Below are 21436 nucleotides of genomic sequence, written 5' to 3' on the forward strand. Positions count from 1 at the left end.
CAGGAGGGATACAAAATGAAACCACTTTCAAATAAATATGCGCTGACCAAACAACAAAGCCTGTTTCTGGCTAAGAAGAAACGGGACGAAAATATATACTGCGGCATGAAGATGGAAAACCGGAATATTACTTTTTCGCAAACCCAAACGATACTGAACGGTGTCAATGTTCCTGGTGTAACGCTGGATGACATACAAGCCGTCCTTAATATGAGGAATGCCTGGCGTTATTTGTTGAACGCGATTGATGAGCCGACTACACTTCCCCTCATTTGCAAACTCAATGAATACGTCGCGAGGAATGAAGCGCTCGAATGGGGCGCTTTAAGAACCGGGCGTGTTGGAATTTCAGGCACGGATTATGTACCGCCGCTCCCGGTGCGGAGCGAGATCGAACAAGAATTGGAGAACTTGCTGTCCACGGACATGACCACTACGGAGAAAGCCATTACGGCTTTCCTATGGGGAGCGCGGCGGCAAATGTTTTGGGATGGAAACAAGCGAACCTCTCTCCTGCTTGCGAACAAGCTTCTTGTCGAGAATGGACATGGTATGCTGACCATTACAGAGAAAAATATGGAGCGGTTTAACGAATTGTTGTCAGCCTACTATACGACGAACGATATGAGCCAAATTAAGCAGTTTTTATATGAACATGCGATCAGCGGCATTGACTTCGAGCCGGAAAAGCATCGTGAATCAGCGCACTCACGATAAAGTGAATATGCATGCAATCCAAGCCTGTTGCCTGAACTTGGCAGTGGGCTTTCTATTTCATGCAGGATCAAAAAATAGAGAGGAAGTACACTATGTGGGATGTATTTATATCACATGCTTCAGAAGATAAAGACATATTTGTTAGACAACTGGCTAATCAATTGTCTGAAGTTTATAAAGTAAACGTTTGGTATGATGAATTTTCAATAGAACATGGTGATTCATTGATAGCTTCTATTGAGAAAGGATTACAAGAATCAGCTTTTGGTATTGTCATCCTAAGCAAAGATTTTTTCGAAAAAACTTGGACTGATCACGAATATGTTAGCCTAAAAACTAAAGAAATGTTATTAAACAAAAAAATAATATTACCAATTTGGTTAAACATTAATAAAGAGGATGTGGCTAAGTACAGTCTAACTTTAGCAGACAAGTTTTCAATAGTAGTAACTTCCGAGTTTGACATTGATGAAATAGCTATAAAACTAATTAAAATTATTAGACCAGACATCTATAAAAATATCATTAGAATGCTATCTATTGAAAAGACTCTGAAAGAATCAGCAAAAGGTGCGTTCACAATAGAACAATATTCAAATTTTCCAGTTCCAAAAATTAGGAATGAAACATTATCGATAGCAATGAAGGCAAGGCTTAAGCTAATACATAATTGCATTATGGATGTAGACAAAAGAAGTTATGAAGAGTATGAGACCGACTTTAGAAGAAGTACCAATATAGATAGGGAATTAATAATAACTGAGCTATTGACAGCTGCATTTGTCGATTGTATCGGGGTCAGAAAAATGACTTCAACTGAAAAAAAAATGGATTTATATTTTTACACTTGGTTTAGGACGCAATGTTAACACTATGCATTTTAAAAGTGAAGAGGTGAACAAGTTTGTTGCAATTATCAATAATTATTTACAAAATATAAACGCAAACGCAACTATAGAATTTAAATTCAATAATAAGGAAATTGACTCTTGATAGCCTACTTAATAAAGGCAATTACTTCGCCTAACACCGTATCCACGCTGCGCAGCTACGAGGCTTGGTTCAGACCGGAGTAATAGAATCCGATTCGATTGGAGCATTTTCACATTTTCAGTGGCAAGGAAGCTGATATAGCCGTACAAACCTTCACTGCCTAACCGCGTCGCGGCCGTTCCCGTTTCCCCGTGGTCACTTAAGGCAGTGAAGGTTTGTGAATTCAAGGACGTTATACGGAAGGGCCACCTTCATTTTGATTCTGAAGGTGGCCCTTCAAGCCGATTTATTGCTGATTCCCAAGTTTTTAAGTTTACCTCGTAAAAAACAGATCACCGGATTTGCTGGCCGTGGACATGACCGCCACGGAGAAAGCCATTATGGCTTTTCAATGGGGCGCGGCGGCAAATATTTTGGGATGGACCAAGTGAAACTCCCTTCCACTTGTGAACAAGCTTCTTGTAGTGAGCGGACATGGTATGCTGACCATCACAGAGAGAAATATGAAGCGATTTAACGAATTATTGTCAACCTACTGTACTTCGAACGATACGAGTGAGAACAAGCTATGTACGAACATGCGATCAGCGGTATTGACTTCGAACCGGAAAACGTCATGAATCGGAACGATCCCTATAAAGCGAATACGAATACAAGCCTGCTGCCCAGATTTGGTGGCAGGCTCATTATTTTGTGCAAGTTTACCTAACCTGATATCAGTTGGGCGAACTTGGTGTAATAGGGACAAGTTCTCTAATTTTTGTAGTTATGCTTTCGTATACATCGATGTCTAGTTGTTCACATATCTCCTCAGCCAGCTCGAATGTGACAAGTACTGCATATTCAATATCTGGTATCGTGTTTTCTGCATCTTCACGACAATTTACTCGTATATTAACAAAGTCATTAGGGTTCCATGCAGTTGCTTGATCTCCATAAAATATTTCATGTTGTGTAGTACCTCTTTGTACAGCTTTATAATCAGTATTAAGCCTGTTAGGCGTAAGTTTGTTATTCTCTATATTGAACCATAAGTGTGCTGACCGATACTTTTGTCTGGATGAGGTAGTAGGTGAAAAGTAAGCAAGAGTAACTGTAAGCTTCCTGAAAAAACGTCTTGTATTAAATTCAAATGGGACTGGAAGCTGATATACATGAGCCTTGCCTTTTTGAAGAGCACCGTATCCGATTAATGTCATTCTGTTTTTAGCACATTCCATTACTCGGCTAATGTCAGGAACGCCATTTCCTAACCATCTAAAAATTCGATTTTCTGCAATTTCCAAAGCATTGGCAATAACAATGTTATGATTCCATGTTGCTCCGTGAACAAGCATTGCCTTTATGAGCAGGGCAGCGTGGTTATTCGGAATATCATCTCCAGTTTGTGTTAGGAAAATTTCTCGTAAGACAGAGTGACATTTAACCCCCTCATGTGAAACTTGCGCGGCAGCATCGCTAGTCCCAAATGTGTAAGCAACTTCATTAATTTCATTGTTTTGACCTGGAGTGGCTACACAGCAGCCCGGCGGTCTTGTAGGTAACGGAATCCAATTAATTACTGTCGAACCTAGTGATTCTCTTATAAACTTTCTACCACCATTGTAGAAGATATCTGGTTTAATCGATCTATTATACCCTAAACCAATTGCTGAAACGGGACTAGGTAACGGTTGCTTATAGGGAAAAATAAATCTTTCATTCTCGGCAGCATCGGAAAAATCATTGAATAATGCCCCAATGGCAAGATTGTTAATACTCTCGGCTGGAGATAACAACCTGATGTTTCTGCTGTTGCTGTTTAAGTTTTGTAAGATTATGGTCTCTCTTTCTTCGGGAGCAAGCCTCTTAAATTCGTCAAAAGGAATCCCAATATCAATTCCATTTTGATTATGATTACCAGCACTAATGATAAACAAGACTTTATAAGTGTAGCTCAACCAATCAAGTAACCGCGCGAGAGGACTCATCATATTAATAAATACTCTGGAAGGGTCACCGAATGATAGGTTAATTATTTTTACTGATGTGATGGCTCTATTATTTTCATCCCCAACAACAATTCTTCTGACAGCAGTATGTATCAGATCAACCAATAAGACATCGTCAGGAGCACATTCAGTTAATTTACCATTAAAATCTCTCATGGGTTTTAAGATAGGTCTGATATAAACTTTGCTATCTATAGGGGAACTGAGACCATTTAAATCTCCATGGACTACTAACGATGCCATTGCTGTACCGTGTACTCTATCTCTAACAACATATTCATTTGCCCAATTATCTGGATCATCAACAATGAGTCGGTTTTCCAAAAAAGAATGATTCTGCATAGGAAAGCCGTCTAGGATCGCTACAATAGGGTCTTCGCTCAGTTGATCTATTTTGAGTGCTTGGTGGGGAGTCTTGGATGTGGGTTCTTGATCAGTTTCAGAAAGATGAAAAGGAAATGCAATTTGTCCTACAGGTCTGAAAAACATAATATCATCAACGCGTGTAAGTGCGACTTGCTCATAGCTATTAACTAGCAGTTCAATCTGATTCCTTGGTAAAGTAACAAGAATAGCGTGGTACATAATATTCGGAATGACGCATTCCGAAAGAACAAGCCCTCCCATGCTTTTTATAGCATCTGTTACAACTAAAGATGAATTGTTTCTCTGCTCAGTGGTTTTTCTAAAAAAGAGCTCAATTTCAAAATTGACATTTTCGTCTCCGTTGAACTGAAGGCTTTCTTGCCAATAATCTACTACTCTTGTTTCCTCAATACGATCTTGAGGGCTCCAATATCTGATTTCTTTAAGTTGATTAAACATATCCTTGACGCCATTAAAGCCTCGCCGAAATGTCATATTAGGATTCTGAACATATTGTTTCCAAAGGGAAATTAGTTGATCTAATGCTTTTTTATTTGTTAATACACAGTATAACTTCCCAGGTAGGTCACCATCTTTTAAGTTACCTTGGTTGTCGATTAAATAAAAATCCTCATCTTTTTCTATTCCATCTAAAGTTATATCTAACATTAATTCCAAATCTTCAATGTTCTTAATCACACTATAAAAGCTATCTACTGATCCTACGGTTTCGAGAACCAATGCGCTATCTGGATTAATGCCTGAAGGTGAATTTTGAATTGCAATAGTCTTTCTATCAATAGCACTCTGTAATTCTTGGAATTTTGGAGATAGTTTAGACATTTGGGTCTCTACTGATGGTACAGCAAATTTAGGTGGTCTCCCATTAAGGTTTGCTTTCTTGGCTTCTTCAAATTTTTTGAATAGAATTAGTGGTCTTTCAGCCATTATTGTTCACCTCTGAATTATTGGTCGCTCTTCTAGCTTTCTTCTGCGCTTCCCATAATCTGAGTGTACTTGATGTTAGATGTTTAGCATCTGTATTAGGAAGTTGCAATATGTACTTTCTGTAAATTGATATTGCTAACTCTTCAGCTTCAGCATAACTACATCCTAAGGCCTTTTTTGCTAATGTGCTGCATTCTAAACCGAACTTGAAGCCCGTACGTCTCTCAAATTGGGCGAACCATGATTCTAGATTAGCCCTGCTTGGGTAAGGTAATTCTAAGTGTAATTGGAACCTTCTCCATGCGGCTTTATCCAGTAATCCTTCATGATTGGTTGCACCAATAACAATAACATAGCTTGGTAACGAATCGATGTGTAATAGAAGTGAGCTAACGACCCTTTTTATTTCTCCAGTTTCATGTACGTCTCCGCGTTCTTTTCCTAACGTTTCGAATTCATCAAAAAACAGAACACAATGTCGGGTCTTTGCATAATCAAATAGCTTGGCAAGTTTTATTGCCGTCTCACCTAGATAGGCTCCAACGATACTCTCATACTTTACCGACAAGAGGGGAATCATTAGTGACTCAGCAATAGCTTCAGCTAATGAAGTTTTTCCATTACCTGGAGGACCAATAAATAACAATTTATTTCTGGGTTCCAGACCATATGAACGTAATAAATCCGCACGATTGTGTTCTTCGACAACTTCCTTACATAACTGCAAAACCGCTTCGGGTAAGATTAGCTGGTCAAGTCTTTTTTTTGGAACTAGTTCTGAGATGAAGTTTTGCTCGTTAGACACCTGTTTTATGAGAGGGAAACTAGCTTGATTGTTACGTATTTCGTTTTTGGTGTTTTTAAGTAATTCCTCAATGCGACTAGCCACAATAGTATGCTGCTTTGCCCGTTCTTCAGCACATATCGCTTCTACTGCTCGTCTTAAATGAGGCATATCTCCAGAAAGACCGTGTTTAATTACTTCAAAAAGCAAATCAGCTCGTGCCACTTGTTCCACCCACTAATTGTTTTTTTAATTGGTCAATAACTGCTGTGGATATTGATTTATTTTCACAGAAAGCCCAAAGTCGATCTTTTGCCAAACGACTTGGAGTACTTTTATTATTTTCCCAGCGATTTATTGTTGAGAAGCTTATGTTCAATTCCCTTGCAAGTTGTTCTTGGCTAATTTCAAGTTCTTCCCTGATTTGCTTGACTATATTACTCAAAGACATTGTTTCACCTCCGAGCCGATACTTCATTATAGCATTTGCTATAGCATTCGTCATAGTTCTGAGTATGAAAAATATGAAAGGCCACCTTCGTTTTAAATTCCAAAGGTGGCCTTTCATGCCGACTTGCTGCTGATTCCCACGTTTTTAAGTTCACCTCGTAAAAAACAGAATACCGGATTATTATGCACATAGGTATAAAGATTCTGACTTAAAGGATTATTCAACTCCCCTTCATACGTATCCTCATTAATAAACCGCCCTACGCTAGGATCATACCACCTGGCACGCAAATACTGCAATTGCGTTGTATCATCCCAATACTCTCCCGAGTACAGAAAGGGATTATCCATCGGCGCTTGAATTCGCAGTGGTTTGCCCCAGATATCATACTCATATTGATTGAGCACTTGTCCGTTAATGGCAAGCATTTCGGTTACATCACCGTGTCCGTTATGCAGATAGTAGCCTTTATTTTCATATGCATCATCCCGCAAAATAAGTTCCGTTCCACTCCGTATATACGTTGCCACCTCTGCAACATTTCCATTGCCTCCAACGGTTCCTTCCGCAATAATCTGGTCTCCGTCGTAGTAGTATCTTGTTGTGACTCCATTATGCTTACGTTCAACCATCAAGTTGTCGCCGTTATAGGCATATTCGACAACTTGCCCCTCCCTGGTAACCTTGGTGAGGCGATCCCACGCATCATATTCGTAGCTCACGTCGCTCAGATCCATCTCGGCATCGGTCATTATCGTCTGACGATTACCACGGTTGTCATACGTGTAAGTTTCATCTAGCAAGGAGGCCGTACTGATTCGATTGAGATTATCATAGGCAAACGTCTCACTTGATGTCAACGAATTGGGTCGGAAATTGTACTCATTAATAGCCGTTATGTTTGCATTTTTGTCATAATCATACGTGTAATTCCGGACAACATTGACGCCTTGCAAGTGTTCCAGTCCCGTCAGCCTTCCATCCGTATAACTATACGTTTGTGTGAGCAGATTATATCCCGCATTCTTGGTCTCCAATTGACCATTCCCAAGATAGTTGAAGGATGCTACTGGGGCCTCTTTCCACTTCACGCTAGATAACTGATTGACCACATCATATTCATACTCCGCCAGATCTCCAAAAGGAGTTGTCATGCTGGCACGATTCCCTCGATTATCATACGTGTAGGCAAGGGTTTTGCCGTCCGGGTACGTTACCCCCGTCAACTGTCCTGAGAATTGGTGATACGTATAGGATGTGATCTGCGTGCCGCGATCTACCATGCTGCTCCGGCTTCCATCATGATTGTACGTATACGAAATCGTTTCATCCGGCCCCGATTTGCTCAGGAGGAAGTCCCGGTTATTGTACACATAAAAAAAACTGCGATGCTCGGGTAAGCACCACAGATCGTTTTGCTGGCCGTATACGCCTTTCATTTATCAGGCACCTTTCACCCGCAACAAATGCCGCCTATACAGCCACATGACCAGCAGATGCAGCTTGGCCTGGGTGTACTTGTAGAACAGCCACGGCAGCGAAGGCATGTAATCGTGGATGGCCACCACGCACTCCCGCCCACCTGAGAGCTGGATGAATTCGAGGCGCCCCTTGTGCACCTCCGACATCCGGGCAAAAGCGCCGCCGGAGATGCGGTAACTGGCATAATCAGGCCTGCTCTTCTCCTCATCATACGTCAGCTGGAGCAGCGGTTTACGGAAGCCGCGCAGGTAGAGGCGGCTGATCAGCCCCTCCTCCGTCACCCGGAAGACCGGCCCGGCGAACCGGCTCAGCCACTTCAAGTAATAGGCCCCCGCCCAGGCCGCATCCTTGCCCTCGGGCAGGATGAGCCGCTGCACGGACCGGACGTCGGACTGCGCTGCACGCTTGTCGGCAGCGGGCAGACGCGGTGCTGTGTCTTTTTCGTCCTGTGCTGCCTCCTTCTTCTTGTCCTTCTGCTTCTGCTCCCGCTCTTCCTCCAGCGCCTGCTCCGCCGCGTCCCGGAACGAGATCTTCCCGTCGCTTAGTCCCGCTACGCAGTGCCTGCTCGCCGCTACCATCGGATGGATCAGACTCTCGATCAGCGGATAGGCTATCGCCTTGGGTGTGCCTGTGACGAGGGAGACCCAGAGCCGGGAGAGATAGACCGAGAAGTAAGGAAACGGCACAAAACGCAGCTTGCGTCCGGACAGCCGGGCGGTCTCGTCCAGCATCTCCGCGTAAGTCATCACGTCCGGGCCGCCGACATCGATCACCCGTCCCTCCAGCTCGCGGACGCCGATACTGCCCTGGATCGCATGCAGCAGCTCGGAGAGCGCGATCGGCTGCGTCTTGGTTCTCGTCCAGCGGGGCAGGATCATGAAGGGCAGCCGCCGCACCAGCTTGGCAAGGATCGGGAAGGAAGAGCCTTCGGGGCCGACGATCAGGCCGGCACGGATCGTGGTCACCGGCACGCCGCAAGCGCCCAGGATCTCCTCGACCTCCAGCCGGCTCCGCAGATGGCGAGAGAGTGCCTCCTTGTCCGTATCCGGCGGGATCATCCCGCTCAGATAGATGATCTGGCGTATGCCGCATGTCCGTGCCGCACGGGCGAAGTGCGCTGCCAGGATCGCATCCATATCCTCGAAGCTGCCTTGCGTCAGCTTGGCCGACGGAATCATGGAATGCAGCAGATAGATCGCATAGTCTGCACCAGCCAGCCCTTTTATGGCCTCATCGAGGTCATAAAAATCACACGAGCGCCAGGTCACCGATGCGGTGTCCTGGCGCTCGCCGCCGCTGCGGGAGAGCGCGATTACATCTGCGTCTGCCGTCAGCGCTTGCCATAGATTACGTCCAATGTAGCCGCTCGCGCCGGATAGCGCGATAACGGGCCGGCGGACATGCTCTCCGGCAGTAGTCTTCTGCTCGACTTGATCCCCTGCTGGCGGTTCAGCCGTATTCCCAAGGCCCGTCATTGATCATCCGGCAGCGGCTTGCGGCCGCCAAACCCATCATGCCAGCCGTGATAATGCGTGATCCGCTCCTCGCCTTCCTTCCAGCAGATCAGCACTTCCTCGCCATCGATGACAGCCGGGAAGTCGATGAGACCGGGGCTGATCATCTTCAGCAAGACACCCTTCCGGGCAAAGTTGGCGATATCCACTTCGGCCTCCATCTGCAGGAACTCCAGCCTCGCCTCAAGCTCGAAGAATGGATCTTCATCTCTTCCGGCAGCTACGCCTGCAGCCTGAGCCTGCTTATATCTGGCTTTGATCTTTTGCAGCTCCACGTACTGTTTTTGCAGCTCCTGAGTGACTTCCTGCAGCTGCTTCAGGTCGGCGCTCAGCTCAGGTAGCATCGCGGTCGCTTCCGCAAGCGTAAATCGTTTGTGAGCCATCTGCTATCACTCCTTTTTGGCGTGCTTGATATGACTCTTTATCCAAGTCTATAAAATCTGAACGACATTGGCTAGTCCAAAGATACGCTGGGAGTAAAAATGAATCGACCTGGCCGCGGAGTCTACCGGTCTACGCCCCTGCCGCTTGTGCGGCAGGCTCGCCTTGCGCCTGCTCCTGCACCGGTTCCACCGGTGCTGCATGCGTTAGCGCATCCACGGGCAGATCGCCGAGCACCTCATGGAAGATATTCACTTCCTGCAGCTCCTCCATCTTGGCGCGGATCTTGGCCGCCTCCTCGTCGCGGCGATCGATCATCTGCGTAAGCGCAAGCCCGATCGACCGCTCGGCGTGTTCGAGGTTTCGCACATCGAAGATATAATCGCTCTGGCCAAAGATGCCTAGCAGTTCTTTGTATTTGGTAGCCCAGCCCAACGCCAGCACCGGGATGCCATTTTTATAGGCATGGATGATCGAGTGATACCGGGAGCCGACGATAAAGTCGAACTGGTTGAGAATATGATGGATTTCGATGCAGTCATATTCTTTTTCCAGCAGCACAACACGCTCTTGCTCCGGATAGCGCCCTTTGATCTCCTTGCAGATCTCCAGATCCTCCGTAGAGTGGCGCAGCAGGTAGATGTGCTTGCCTTTCAGCAGCAGCTGATCCACCATCTTCTGGTAAAGGCTGAGCATCTCTTCCCGGGTGCCGTATTTCATCGTCTTCACATTGGGAATAATCGCGACCGAATCCGGCTTTACCGCTACCCCTGCTCCCGTCTGGTAGGTGCCCGGCCGGAACAGATGATCGATATTGAATTCGCTGCCCTGCAGGACGATATCTACGGATTTGTGCAGATTGTCCTTCGTATATTGGCTCATATACCGCTGGCCCTCAAACTCTCTGGCATAGATCCGCTTCGGATAGCTGATATGCTTGCGGATGAGCGGCGGGATGATCAGCTTATCTATCCCCTTGTAGTCGAACGGGCCAAATGATTGAGACATCAGCACCATCGGAACATTATATTTCTTGGCAAGCATGATATTCGCCATATAATTGAGGGAATGACGGAAGCTGAACTGCGACGACAGTGCAAAGCCGCTAATATCGATCATCAGATCCGTATCCCCCAGCAGCGCCTCCATTTCCTGACGGTTGACATTGACGTTAGACGCCTTGGGCAGCACTTTGCCCAGCATTCCATAGAGTCCGCCAATCATCTCGAGCTTTAGCTTTCTGCCAATGCGCAGCAGGTTGAAATTATAGTTTTTATCCGGATCCTGACAGTTGACGTAGATCTCTTTGCCGGGATAACGTTTGCGAATCTCGTTGATTACTGTAAATGTCATCGCCTGCGCGCCTTTATTCTCCATCTGACCGCCAACAATGATAATTTTCCCCATAACCATTCCCCTTCATCATTAATAGTTGCGCTCCGCCTCGACCTCTCTTTGCCGAGTTTATAGCGACGCGCCTGCATGTGTGCCCGACACTGGCCCCGAAATTATGCAGTATTACCCTTGCTTCCGATGCGTTAAACATATTTCTTATGATCATGCGCCTCAGGTCAGACTCGCGCCCTCCTCGTCCCGTTTCCTTTCTTGCCGGCTAAGGCTGCAGGTGAGCAGCCAGCTTGCTCCGCATCCGGTCGCGCTCGGCTTGATCCACTATATAATAGTAGATACCGTCGATATGCTTGCCGGAGCCCTTGATCTCGTCCTTGTAAATATCTCTCGCCTGATGGCGGTAGTGTGTGTAGATGTCTGTCATATCGTCCAGGGTCAGATTGGTCCGCGTATTCTCCTCGACTTCTTGGAGGATATCCGGGATCTTCGTAACCGTCGAAATGCGCTTGGCGCGGTCGATCAGATCGGACAAGACAAGCTGTTGTCTCGCATTGCGGCCAAAATCACCGCGCGGATCGTCATATCTCATCCGAGTGTACATCATCGCGTCCCGGCCGTTCAACGACAGCGGTCCCTCTGTATAGGTGACGCCCTCGTAACGGAAGGTGAACGGATTGTCGATCTTGACGCCGCCCAGTATATCGATGATCTGCACGAGACCTTCCATATTGACCTTGACATAATAATTGATCGGTACGCCCAGGAAATCGCTGACGGTATCGACCGCCATCCGGGTGCCTCCGAAGGCATAGGCATGATTGATCTTGTCCTGCGTCCCCCGGCCGATCAACTCCGTACGCGTATCGCGCGGGATGTTGAACATCAGCACCGCGTTCTGCGCCGGATTGACTGCCAGCACGATGATCGTATCGGAACGGCCGTGGTCGCCCATCCGTTCATCGACTCCCATGATCAGCAGGGTGAACGGCTCCTTGTTCGCCAGGTCCACCGGACCCGCAGTCAGGGCGCTGCCCCGAACCGCTGCGGGATCGATCAGCCCAGGCTCTGCACCGTTGACTGTCTCGATCAGCTCATCCGTCTGCTCTTCCTCGGCAGCGGATGCAGTGGCCCGTGGATCATCAGCAAGCGCCGGCGGCTCCAGCGGCTCGTAGATGGCTGCTACGGTGTCCTTCACCGAATCGTACATCTGGTATAGATAGATGCCAAGCGCCAGTCCGATGACGCTAAAGGCAGCCAGCGTGCCATAGATGATCCGCCGCTTCATGACGGGATCCTGCCCGACAGACAAAGACTCTCCAGCTCTTCCCAGCTCTGTACATGCTCCAAGGCCTCTTCTACACACTCCAGCACGTTGCCTTTCTGAATCTCGATGATCTCCATATCGGTCACAGCCTTGAGCGCACGATACTCATTAGCCGGGATATGGAACACATCGCCTGCCTTGACCGGGATAATCTCCTGGCCCTTCACCAGCTGCCCTTCGCCGCTGATGATCGTCCAGGTGTCAGCCCGCAGACTATATTTCTGATAGTTGAGATGCTTGCCCGGCTTGAGGCCGATCCGTTTGGTGAGCACCTCGTCCTCATCCTCATACTTGGCATAATCCAGCACCCGGTACCAGCCCCAGGTCCGCTCCTCGTACATCGGCATCTGACCCGGCAGCACCATATCCTTGATCTTCGGGCTCGCCTGCTTGTCGGCGACCAGGATGCCGTCCGGACTTACCGCGACGACCGCATCGGAGATGCCGATGACCGTAACCGGGATATCCAGTTCGTTGATCAGGTGAGTATTGCGGGACGCCTCGCAGATCGCGCCGTTGCCCATCTGCTGCACGCCCATGTTCTCCGTCAGCGTGTTCCAGGTGCCGAGATCCTTCCAGTAGCCATCGTAGTCTACGGCGACGATCCGATCCTCTTTCTCGACGACCTCGTAGTCAAAGCTGATCTTCGGCAGCTCCTGATACTGCTGCGACAGCTCCTCATACATGACCGGCCAGCCCCGCTCCAGCAGCTTGGTCACGATGTATTCGAGCTTGAAGGCGAAGACGCCGCAGTTCCAGAGCGCATCCTCGGCGATCAGCGCCTGCGCCTGCGCTTCGGTCGGCTTCTCCGTGAACCGGCTGACGGCGCGATAGTCGGCGTCCATGGCATCCGCTGACGGCACGATATAGCCGTACTTGGAAGACGGATAAGTCGGCTTGACGCCCATCAGCGCCAGATTGGCTCCTGACGCCTGGAGCGAAGTCTCCAGTGCCTTGATCCGCTCGAAGAAGTGATCCTCGACATACGGATCGACAGGCAGGATGCAGACGGTCTCATCCAGGCTTACGCCCTGGACGGAGTACAGGTACGAAGCGGCCAGCGCGATCGCCGGGAAGGTGTCACGCCGTTCAGGCTCAGGGACGATCGGCACATCTCCCAGCTGATTTTGCAGAATATCAACCTGCAGCTTGCTGGTCGCGATGACCGCCTGCTGATCCAATCCCGCCGACCGGATCTGTCCCCATACCCGCTGGACCATGGATTCCATTTCGCCCTTGTCGTTTTCCAGCACCTTCAGGAATTGCTTGGAACGTGCGTCGTTGGACAACGGCCAGAGCCGTTTGCCGGAACCTCCAGATAACAATACAAGCTTCATAGAATCCCCTCCTAAATGAAGTCAAAAAAGCGCTTTTGATCACGATGTGTTGCTTTGAAGCTTATTCGACATCGAAGTTTGAATGCAGTCGGAACTTCCGGTGCTCACGTAGCTGCCACTACGCTCCGCTCCTCATTTCCTCCTGCATCCAACCTTCTCGGTGCTGAAAACCGATTTTTTGACCTTTATTTTTACTAGACAATCTTAAGCTTCGCTTCACGCTCGCGCTCCTTGAGGACAGCCTCGATCTTGCTCTCAATCGGCTGGGTGCGGCTGGCGACGGCTTGCTCCATATAGGAGAGCAGATCGCCGCCGAGCTCATCGCGCATCAGGGCAAAATCGATATTGGCCTTCAGATAGCCGATCTTGCTGCCGACATCGTAGAGCTTGCCCTCGTAGCTGAAGCTGTACATCTCCTGCAGATGGGCCAGTTCCTTGAGCGCGTCGGTAAGTTGGATCTCGCCGCCGACACCTGGCTGGATATGTTCGAGGATATTCATGATCTCGGCGTCCAGGATGTAACGGCCGATGATCGCCAGATTGGACGGCGGGTTCGTCTTGGGCTTCTCCACCAGGTTCGTGATCAGCTCCAGCTGGTTCGATACGCGCTTGCCCTCGATGACGCCATAGCTGCTGACGTCCTTCCACGGTACTTCCTCCACCGCGATCACGCTCGCCTCACGCTCGTCGTACACATCCATCATCTGCTTCAGGCAAGGCACCTTGCTGTCGATGATCATATCGCCGAGCAGGACGGCGAACGGTTCGTTGCCGATGAATTTGCGGGCGCACCAGATGGCATGACCCAGTCCGAGCGGCTCTTTCTGGCGTACACAATGGATCTCGACCAGATTGGTCACCTCGCGGACGATGTCCAGCAGTTCGTTTTTATTCTTGTCCTCCAGGTCGGCTTCCAGCTCATGATTCTTGTCGAAGTGATCTTCGATCGACCGCTTGCTGCGGCCGGTGACGATGATGATATCTTCAATCCCCGAGTCGATCGCTTCCTCTACGATGTATTGAATCGTCGGCTTGTCTACAATCGGCAGCATTTCCTTGGGCATGGCTTTGGTTGCTGGCAGGAACCGAGTCCCCAGACCGGCCGCCGGGATAATCGCTTTTTTGATTTTTGACATTGGGATAACCTCCTGTTGGTTTGTTGGTCCTTCTATTCCAGACGCGCATTGTGCGGACAGGGTTATGTTTATGATGAATTCTTAATGGTTCTCATTTCTCGCGCCCTCAAACGGATGGCGCTTTTTTGTTCTTGCCGACCTTGCGCTTGACCATCTCCTTGGCGAATTGAACAACCTCCGGTACGAAGGTGTAGACGATGACCCCGTACAGGATCATGCCAACCGCGACCTGCAGGATGAAGTGCGGCACACTGCCGATCATCAGCTCATACAGGTAGTTGAAGAGCAGCACCCCGGCAAGCATTGCGCTCCCGCACAGCAAGCCCGGCAAGACGCTTCGCAGATAGTTGGGCAGACAAGGGCCCACCATCTTGCGTACCGCATACGTGTATTGGATGCCGAACAGCAGCACCTGCACCAGGATGAATGCGAGTGCGACGCCTACGCTGCCGCCAACCATTCCGCCGATGATCAGGATCGGTACTTGGAGCGCCACGTTGATCAGCGTGTAGCGGAAGTAGATATCCGCTCTGCCCTTGGACTGCAGCAGCGGCTGGATCGGGATGATCATCGAGCGGATGAGCATCATGACCCCCAGGATCTGGATCAACACGACACTCGGCAGCCATTGGTCGCCAAAGACGAACGGTACGAGTACCGGCGCCGTGACGACGATTCCCAGATAGATCGGCGCGTTGAGCATCGTGACACCGTTCAGCACCTTGAGGAAGCCCTCGCGCAGCTGGATCGTATCGTTTTGCATCTTGGCGAACAGCGGCAGCGCCACGGTATTGACCAGCGGGCCGATCTTCTGGTGCGGCATATACACCAGTTGGTAGGCGAAGTTGTAATACCCCAGCACCTGCGCTCCGAACAGCCGGCCGATGATCAGATAATCGAGATTGGAGATCAGCGACTGCAGCACATTGGAGGACATCTGATAGACGCCAAAGCTGAGATATCCCTTCAGATCGGTCCGCGCGAAGTGCAGCTTAGGCGTCCAGACGCGCCAGCCGATCGCCACCAGACCGAGGGAACGCACCAGCGCATTGGTCAGATGCGAGCCGATCAGCGCATAGACGCCATAGCCGAAAAATGCGCCCAGTACCGCGACGACAAACCCGGAGGTGTAGCCCAGGATATGAATCTTGGCGATGTTATTGAACTTCAGCTCCTTGCGGAACATCACCTCAAACTGCTGCCCGAAGGCGGGAAACAAACAGAGCAGCGACATCCACTGCACCAGCTCGACCAGGCGCGGCTCATTGTAGAATGCGGCCACCAGTGGTGCCGAGAGGAAGATGACCAGACAGAGTATTGCGCTGGTACCGATATTGAGAATATACAGTGTCGACAAATGATTGCGCGTCACGTCCTGGCGATGGATGATCGCGTTGGAGATTCCCATATCACTGAAATTTACGGCTGCAGCGACGACGACCATGATCATGCCCATCAGACCGTAGTCTTCCGGGCTGAGAAGGCGTGAGAGGATGACGAGCTGCAGCATTTGGATCACGATAGATATGACGGTGGACAAGCTGGACCATTTCATCGCAGCTATGCCTTTGCCTTTTAATGACATGGTCTCCGGGCTCCTCCTTACAAGTTGCTTACGAAATCAAGCAGGCGCGTGGCCTTGGCATCCCAGGCGTGGCTGCGGGCCAGGCTGCGGACGCGGTCCTTGTCCTGCCGCAGCGCCAGCGCCTCCTGTACTTTGGCCGGAAAGTCTTGGCTGCTCTGGTAGAAGTGGAGGAAATCCTCCTGCCGGCGCAGCAGCTCCGGCGTCTCCGTGACGACGACCGGCAGGCCGGCTGCGGCATACTCGTACAGCTTCATCGGGCTGCGGCCCCGGTTGGCCGAGTGGTCGCTGAGCGGCAGCAGCGCCAGATCCGAGTGGTGCAGGAAGTCCGGCATCCGCGCATACGGCTTGGCACCCAGCAGATAAGCATTGGGACAGCCGGCGAAGTAGGCCTCGTCCTCCGGCGTATGCGGACCGATGATGACGACGCTCGTGTCCGGCTGCTGCTGTGCCAGCCGCAGCAGCGCCTCGCGGTCGAGCCGCTCGTCGAGCGCGCCGACGTAGGTGGCACGTGGATGCGGGATATCCCGCAGCTCCTCCGGCTCCTGCGCGCAGCTGGCGAAGTGGTCGTACTCGACGCCGTTCTCCAGCAGCAGTGTCGGGATCTGCGGATTGTAGCCCTGCAGCTCTTCCAGCACCGGAGAGGATGTCGAGACGAGCGCCTGCGCGTCAGCCAGGATCGCTGCTTCGGCAGCGGCGATCGTCTCGTTGCCCGTCAGCTTGCTGTACAGATCCGTAGGCCGGTACACGGTCACCTCGGGCTTCACCACCTTCTCCAGACCGACGAAGCTCGGCTGGTCGATGAACAGGATGTCGACCTTGTCCATGCCGTGCTTGCGCAGCAGCTGCTTCATGGACGGGACCATCCAGTTCTTGCCCGTCCGCTGGAAGATTGGTCCGGCCATCTTCCAGGTGAACCAGGAGAGCGGCACCGAGTTGATGAGGCGCGGGCTGGCGCTCTTGCTGCGGCCAGTCAGGATCCGGAACCGCTCGCGGTAGTCCGGGTTGCGGAGCTTGAGCAGATGGAACGGCGTGATCGGCGTACTCACGTGCAGGACGGCGTGTCCCAGCTTCTCCATCTCTCTGGCCAGATGGTGCGAGCCGACTACGAACGGCCCGCCCATATACGTATGGCTTGCGAACATGATATTCATCTGCGCTGACCCCTCTTTTACAGTGAGATTACTTTCTGGCAATCGCGCTCTTGCCGGCCTGCCGCTCCCGGTACACCTCGCTCGTGCCCAGCGCCCGGGCGACGGCGCCGATCGTCTCGCGGGCGCAGCGGCTCCAGGAGAACTTGGCCGCCTGCGCCCTGCCCTTGGCGCGGAGCTCCTCGCGGAGCTGCGGATCGCCCATGACCCGGCGGATCTGATCGGCGATATCCTGCGGGTCATGCGGGTCGCAATAGAGTACCGCATCCCCGCACACCTCGGGGAGCGAGGCGGCCCCCGAGGCGATCACCGGAGCGCCGCAGGCCATCGCCTCCAGCGGCGGCAGCCCGAACCCCTCGTAGAACGACGGGAAGACGAAGCATGCTGCCTTGTCGTACAACGCCCGCAACTCCTCCTCTGCCACATAGCCCAGATAGTGGACCCTGCCGGACGATTCGCCGCCGGGCGTTGTCTCGTTGAAGATGTTGCTCTTGCCGCCGGCGATCACCACGTCGAAGTCTTTGTCGCCGATCAGCTCCAGGGCCGCGACGATAGCACGGAAGTTCTTGTTGGGGCTCATGCTGCTGACGGCCAGCACGAACGGCCGCTCCAGCCCTTTCGCCTCGGTATATCCGTCTGCGATCGGCGTATCCAGCATATGCTCCTTGCCGTGATAGATCGTCTGCAGCTTGTCTTCCTTGATGCCCACGTATTTTATCAACTGCTGCTTGGAGAACTCCGAGCAGGTGATGATGCGCCTGGCGGTCATCCCGACCGTCCGGAAGACGATCTTGTACCAGGCCTTGAAGGCCCAGGAGTAGGTCTGGGGAACGGCGTAGACGGCTGCATCGTGCATCGTCACCGCCTGGCTCCGCTTGAACAGCGGCGCGGTATTGCACAGGTTGAGCAGGAAGCCGTCCGTCGTATGAAGCGGCAGTGTCAGCTGCTCCCACAGGTGACCGCTGAGCGGCCCGACCTGGCGCTGCTCGATGTGCGTCAGCTCCAGCTTTTGCAGCTCGCCGTGCGGCGCCAGGATGACAAAGCGGTATGGCGCAAAAGCCGGGTCGCCTTCGCCGATCATCGCATCCATCTGACGGATCAGCTCCATCGCGTAGCGCTGCACGCCGGTGATGCTGTGCGTCAGGAACCTGCCGTTGATATAGATCGTTGTCGTACTCATCCGCTTTTCCCTCCTACCAGATGCCAGCTTGGCATTTTGCGTGTATTGTAATGGATCACCAGCGCGAAGATCAGGAGCACAATCCAGCATGGAAAAAATCTGCCGCTGCTAAAATACAGATACCTCGGCACCTCCAGGATCCCGACCATCCAGATGGGGTAGAGGATCATGCCGAAGGTGTGCCCCTTCTGGAACCAGGTGTACAAGAGTCCGCTGACAAAGCCGATGATCAGCCAGTACACCATGGAGCTTGCGAGGCCGTAATCATGATAGGGCAGCAGCAATCCCGACGGATTGTTGAACTCCGGGTTGCCCAGGGTCTCCAGAGTATTCGTAAGTTCAGTACCGGGAACAACGCCGAAGGCAGCCGGATAAGCCTGACCTCCGATACCCGGAAAATTCCACATCCACTCCCAGGTGAAGTACGGAAAGGGCAGCGACTGGAAACCGAGCTGCTCGATATAAAGCGTGCCCGTATTCATCGCCGTTACGTAGTAGCCGAAGAACCGCGTCACCATGAAGTCCCAGAAGGAGGGGTAGATGTTGACGTAGTAGCTTGTCCAGGAGCGAAAATATTCGCTTAGACCAAAGAATACGATCAGCCCGCCTACCGCAAACAGCGGATAAAGTCTTACCAGGGGCAGTCTGCGTCCGCTCTTCAGGCGCATCGCGATGAAGATGATCGCCGCCGGCAGCATGATCTCAAGAATCGCCAGCCGCTCCGAGAAGAAGATCGCGCGGAACAGCGTCAACGTCGAGACGACGGCCAGCATCGGGATATACGTGAGCCGACGGTGCAGACACATGTAGTAAACGGCCAGAATTGTAAATGGGATGCCAAAGTTCGTAAACGAAGTGACGCCTGTGATCATCTCAAAGTTGTGGGTGATCTGGTAGATGGCCCCGGGCTCGCCCCGCAGCACGTTGAGGAACAGTCCGACGGACAATCCGTTTCGAACCATGATCAGGAACCAGGCCATATAGCCGAACATGGTGAAGGCGAACAGCAGCCCGATGCAGAATCGCACGAAGCCTTCCCGCTGAATCACGCTTTTCTCGAAGACGGCCGCTGGCGCCATCCCCCGGGTCGTGATCCGCGCCAGCATCGTCCCTGCGACGAAGAAGACCGCAGGCAGGATGCTGTACCAGATGTTCTGGCCGTTGATAAATTTGTCTACCCGATAGAAACTTTCATAGCTTGCAGCGGGGATCAGGTAGGCGCCGCTGATGACGACCCCCATCACCAGCACGAAGAGATAGGTCGGATTCATCCACCACAAGGAGAACCCTTGATATGGTTTCTTGTTCATGCCGGTGATCTCCCCTGTTCTACAGCTTGATCGGCAGTTCCTCATAGGCTTCGAGACTGCCGTATTGCGGACGGCCTACGGAATAGTACTGGAGGGCAGCGCCGTCGATCTGCTCCTTGGTGTAGACGTTGCGCCCGTCGATCAGGATCGGCCTGCGCATGAGCCCATGGACGCGGACCAGATCGATCGAAGCGAATTCGGACCAATCGGTCAGCAGGCACAGCGCGTCGCAGGCCTCGGCGGCGGCGAGCGGACTGTTCATCCATTGCACCTCGGCTTCGCGGCCAAACACGCTGCGGAAGTTGGCGGTTGCCACCGGATCATAAGCCTGCACCTCGGCGCCCGCTCCCAGCAGCGCTGCGATGATGTCCAGTGCCGGCGCTTCTCGCACATCATCGGTATTGGGCTTGAAGGCCAGTCCCCAGATGCCGATCCGCTTGCCCTTTAGCTCTCCCAGCGAATGAAGCAGCTTGTCGATGACGCTCCAGCGCTGGTCCTTGTTCACTTCGACTACGGATTTCAACAGCTTGAACTCATAGTCGACATTGCCCGCAATCTGGATCAGCGCGTCGGTGTCCTTGGGGAAGCACGAGCCGCCATACCCGATGCCCGCTTGCAGGAAGGAGCCGCCGATCCGCTGATCGTAGCCCATGCCTTTGGCCACCTGCGTCACATCCGCGCCGACTTTCTCGCATATATTCGCAATTTCGTTGATGAATGATATCTTGGTCGCCAGGAAGGCATTGGAGGCGTACTTGATCATCTCCGCGCTCCGGCGCTCCGTCACCATGATCCGCTCGGTCAGCGGCCGATGCAGCTCGGTCAGCCGCTCGGCTGCCTGCGGACTGTCAGTGCCGATGATGATCCGGTCGGGATGGAGCGTATCCTTGATGGCCGATCCTTCCCGGAGGAACTCGGGGATGGAGACGACATCAAACGGATGCGGGCTGAGCTGGCCGATGATCGAGGCGATCAGATCGTTCGTGCCGACAGGCACGGTGCTCTTGACGACGATGACCTTGTAGCCGTTCATCGCCAGTGCGATATCCTGTGCCGCCTGCTTGATAAACGCCAGATTGGCTTCACCGCTCGGCAGCGACGGCGTGCCGACGCAGATGAAGACCACCTCCGCCGTCTGCACCGCACCGGCCAGTCCGCTTGTAAATTGCAGCCGTCCCGCTTGCTTGCCTTCGGCCATGAGCTCTTCCAGGCCGGGCTCATAGATCGGTGCTTCGCCGGCGTTCAGCCTGGCGATCTTGGCCTCGTCCTTGTCCACGCAAGTGACGTGATTGCCCAGCTTCGAGAAACATACGCCTGAGACGAGACCGACGTAGCCTGTTCCGATAAACGTCAACTTCATGGGGTCACTCCTTTTCATTGTGATGTGTGGTGCCTATAGGGATGTAGTTAAAGGCGGTGAAAAAGTAAGCCCGCGGGTA

Annotated in this window: 18 protein-coding genes; 3 read left to right on the forward strand and 15 right to left on the reverse strand. The window is 51.6% G+C overall.

What is annotated here, in order from left to right; genetic code table 11:
- The first annotated feature begins 15 nt into the window (after window positions 1-15).
- From ABC336_RS09435 to ABC336_RS09445, 3 genes are all read left to right on the forward strand, one after another.
- A complete protein-coding gene (locus ABC336_RS09435) occupies window positions 16-717 on the forward strand; it encodes a Fic family protein (RefSeq protein ID WP_413238423.1) in 702 nt (233 codons plus the stop codon).
- Window positions 718-809: 92 nt separating this feature from the next.
- Window positions 810-1586 (forward strand): TIR domain-containing protein, encoded by a 777-nt coding sequence (locus ABC336_RS09440; protein ID WP_413238424.1) that lies wholly within the window; start codon window positions 810-812, stop codon window positions 1584-1586.
- Window positions 1587-1966: 380 nt separating this feature from the next.
- A complete protein-coding gene (locus tag ABC336_RS09445) occupies window positions 1967-2227 on the forward strand; it encodes a hypothetical protein (protein WP_413238425.1) in 261 nt (86 codons plus the stop codon).
- Between the two features lie 199 nt (window positions 2228-2426).
- Here the strand turns inward: ABC336_RS09445 and ABC336_RS09450 are convergent, their stop codons facing one another.
- The 15 genes from ABC336_RS09450 to ABC336_RS09520 all read right to left on the reverse strand — a co-directional run bounded on the left by ABC336_RS09450 (window position 2427) and on the right by ABC336_RS09520 (window position 21357).
- Window positions 2427-5015, reverse strand: a complete 2589-nt coding sequence (locus tag ABC336_RS09450) for a S8 family peptidase (RefSeq protein ID WP_413238426.1) — start codon at window positions 5013-5015, stop codon at window positions 2427-2429.
- A complete protein-coding gene (locus ABC336_RS09455) occupies window positions 5008-6024 on the reverse strand; it encodes an AAA family ATPase (RefSeq protein WP_413238427.1) in 1017 nt (338 codons plus the stop codon). The genes ABC336_RS09450 and ABC336_RS09455 overlap by 8 nt, the downstream gene beginning before the upstream one ends.
- A complete protein-coding gene (locus ABC336_RS09460; RefSeq protein WP_413238428.1) occupies window positions 6011-6250 on the reverse strand; it encodes a helix-turn-helix transcriptional regulator in 240 nt (79 codons plus the stop codon). Before ABC336_RS09460 ends, ABC336_RS09455 begins: the two co-directional genes overlap by 14 nt.
- A gap of 113 nt (window positions 6251-6363) precedes the next feature.
- The gene (locus ABC336_RS09465) at window positions 6364-7689 is read right to left on the reverse strand and encodes an RHS repeat domain-containing protein (protein WP_413238429.1); all 1326 of its coding nucleotides are present in this window, start codon (window positions 7687-7689) and stop codon (window positions 6364-6366) included.
- 3 nt (window positions 7690-7692) lie between these two features.
- Window positions 7693-9207 (reverse strand): NAD(P)H-binding protein, encoded by a 1515-nt coding sequence (locus tag ABC336_RS09470; RefSeq protein WP_413238430.1) that lies wholly within the window; start codon window positions 9205-9207, stop codon window positions 7693-7695.
- Window positions 9204-9629, reverse strand: a complete 426-nt coding sequence (locus tag ABC336_RS09475) for a DUF2203 domain-containing protein (protein WP_413238431.1) — start codon at window positions 9627-9629, stop codon at window positions 9204-9206. The genes ABC336_RS09470 and ABC336_RS09475 overlap by 4 nt, the downstream gene beginning before the upstream one ends.
- 130 nt (window positions 9630-9759) lie before the next feature.
- The gene (locus ABC336_RS09480; RefSeq protein ID WP_413238432.1) at window positions 9760-11034 is read right to left on the reverse strand and encodes a polysaccharide pyruvyl transferase family protein; all 1275 of its coding nucleotides are present in this window, start codon (window positions 11032-11034) and stop codon (window positions 9760-9762) included.
- Between the two features lie 205 nt (window positions 11035-11239).
- Entirely contained in the window at window positions 11240-12262 is a 1023-nt protein-coding gene (locus ABC336_RS09485; RefSeq protein WP_413238433.1) for an LCP family glycopolymer transferase, read from the reverse strand.
- Window positions 12259-13638, reverse strand: coding sequence for a sugar phosphate nucleotidyltransferase (locus tag ABC336_RS09490; RefSeq protein ID WP_413238434.1), 1380 nt, complete (start codon window positions 13636-13638; stop codon window positions 12259-12261). Before ABC336_RS09490 ends, ABC336_RS09485 begins: the two co-directional genes overlap by 4 nt.
- Before the next feature lie 194 nt (window positions 13639-13832).
- Window positions 13833-14774, reverse strand: coding sequence for a UTP--glucose-1-phosphate uridylyltransferase GalU (gene galU / locus ABC336_RS09495; RefSeq protein WP_413238435.1), 942 nt, complete (start codon window positions 14772-14774; stop codon window positions 13833-13835).
- A 106-nt stretch (window positions 14775-14880) separates the two neighbouring features.
- Window positions 14881-16359, reverse strand: coding sequence for an MOP flippase family protein (locus ABC336_RS09500; protein ID WP_413238436.1), 1479 nt, complete (start codon window positions 16357-16359; stop codon window positions 14881-14883).
- A 17-nt stretch (window positions 16360-16376) separates the two neighbouring features.
- Window positions 16377-17510 carry a glycosyltransferase family protein gene (locus ABC336_RS09505; protein WP_413238437.1) on the reverse strand — a complete coding sequence of 378 codons (1134 nt, stop codon included), beginning with the start codon at window positions 17508-17510 and terminating at the stop codon, window positions 16377-16379.
- Window positions 17511-17538: 28 nt separating this feature from the next.
- Window positions 17539-18687: a glycosyltransferase family 4 protein gene (locus ABC336_RS09510; RefSeq protein WP_413238438.1), complete on the reverse strand. Its 1149-nt coding sequence runs from the start codon at window positions 18685-18687 to the stop codon at window positions 17539-17541.
- Window positions 18684-19997: an O-antigen polymerase gene (locus tag ABC336_RS09515; RefSeq protein ID WP_413238439.1), complete on the reverse strand. Its 1314-nt coding sequence runs from the start codon at window positions 19995-19997 to the stop codon at window positions 18684-18686. The genes ABC336_RS09510 and ABC336_RS09515 overlap by 4 nt, the downstream gene beginning before the upstream one ends.
- A 19-nt stretch (window positions 19998-20016) precedes the next feature.
- On the reverse strand, window positions 20017-21357 hold the full coding sequence (locus tag ABC336_RS09520) for a UDP-glucose dehydrogenase family protein (RefSeq protein WP_413238440.1): 1341 nt from the start codon (window positions 21355-21357) through the stop codon (window positions 20017-20019).
- Window positions 21358-21436: the final 79 nt, after the last annotated feature.

The sequence above is a fragment of the Paenibacillus jepli genome, from assembly GCF_047238105.1.
Classification (GTDB): Bacteria; Bacillota; Bacilli; order Paenibacillales; family Paenibacillaceae; genus Paenibacillus_D.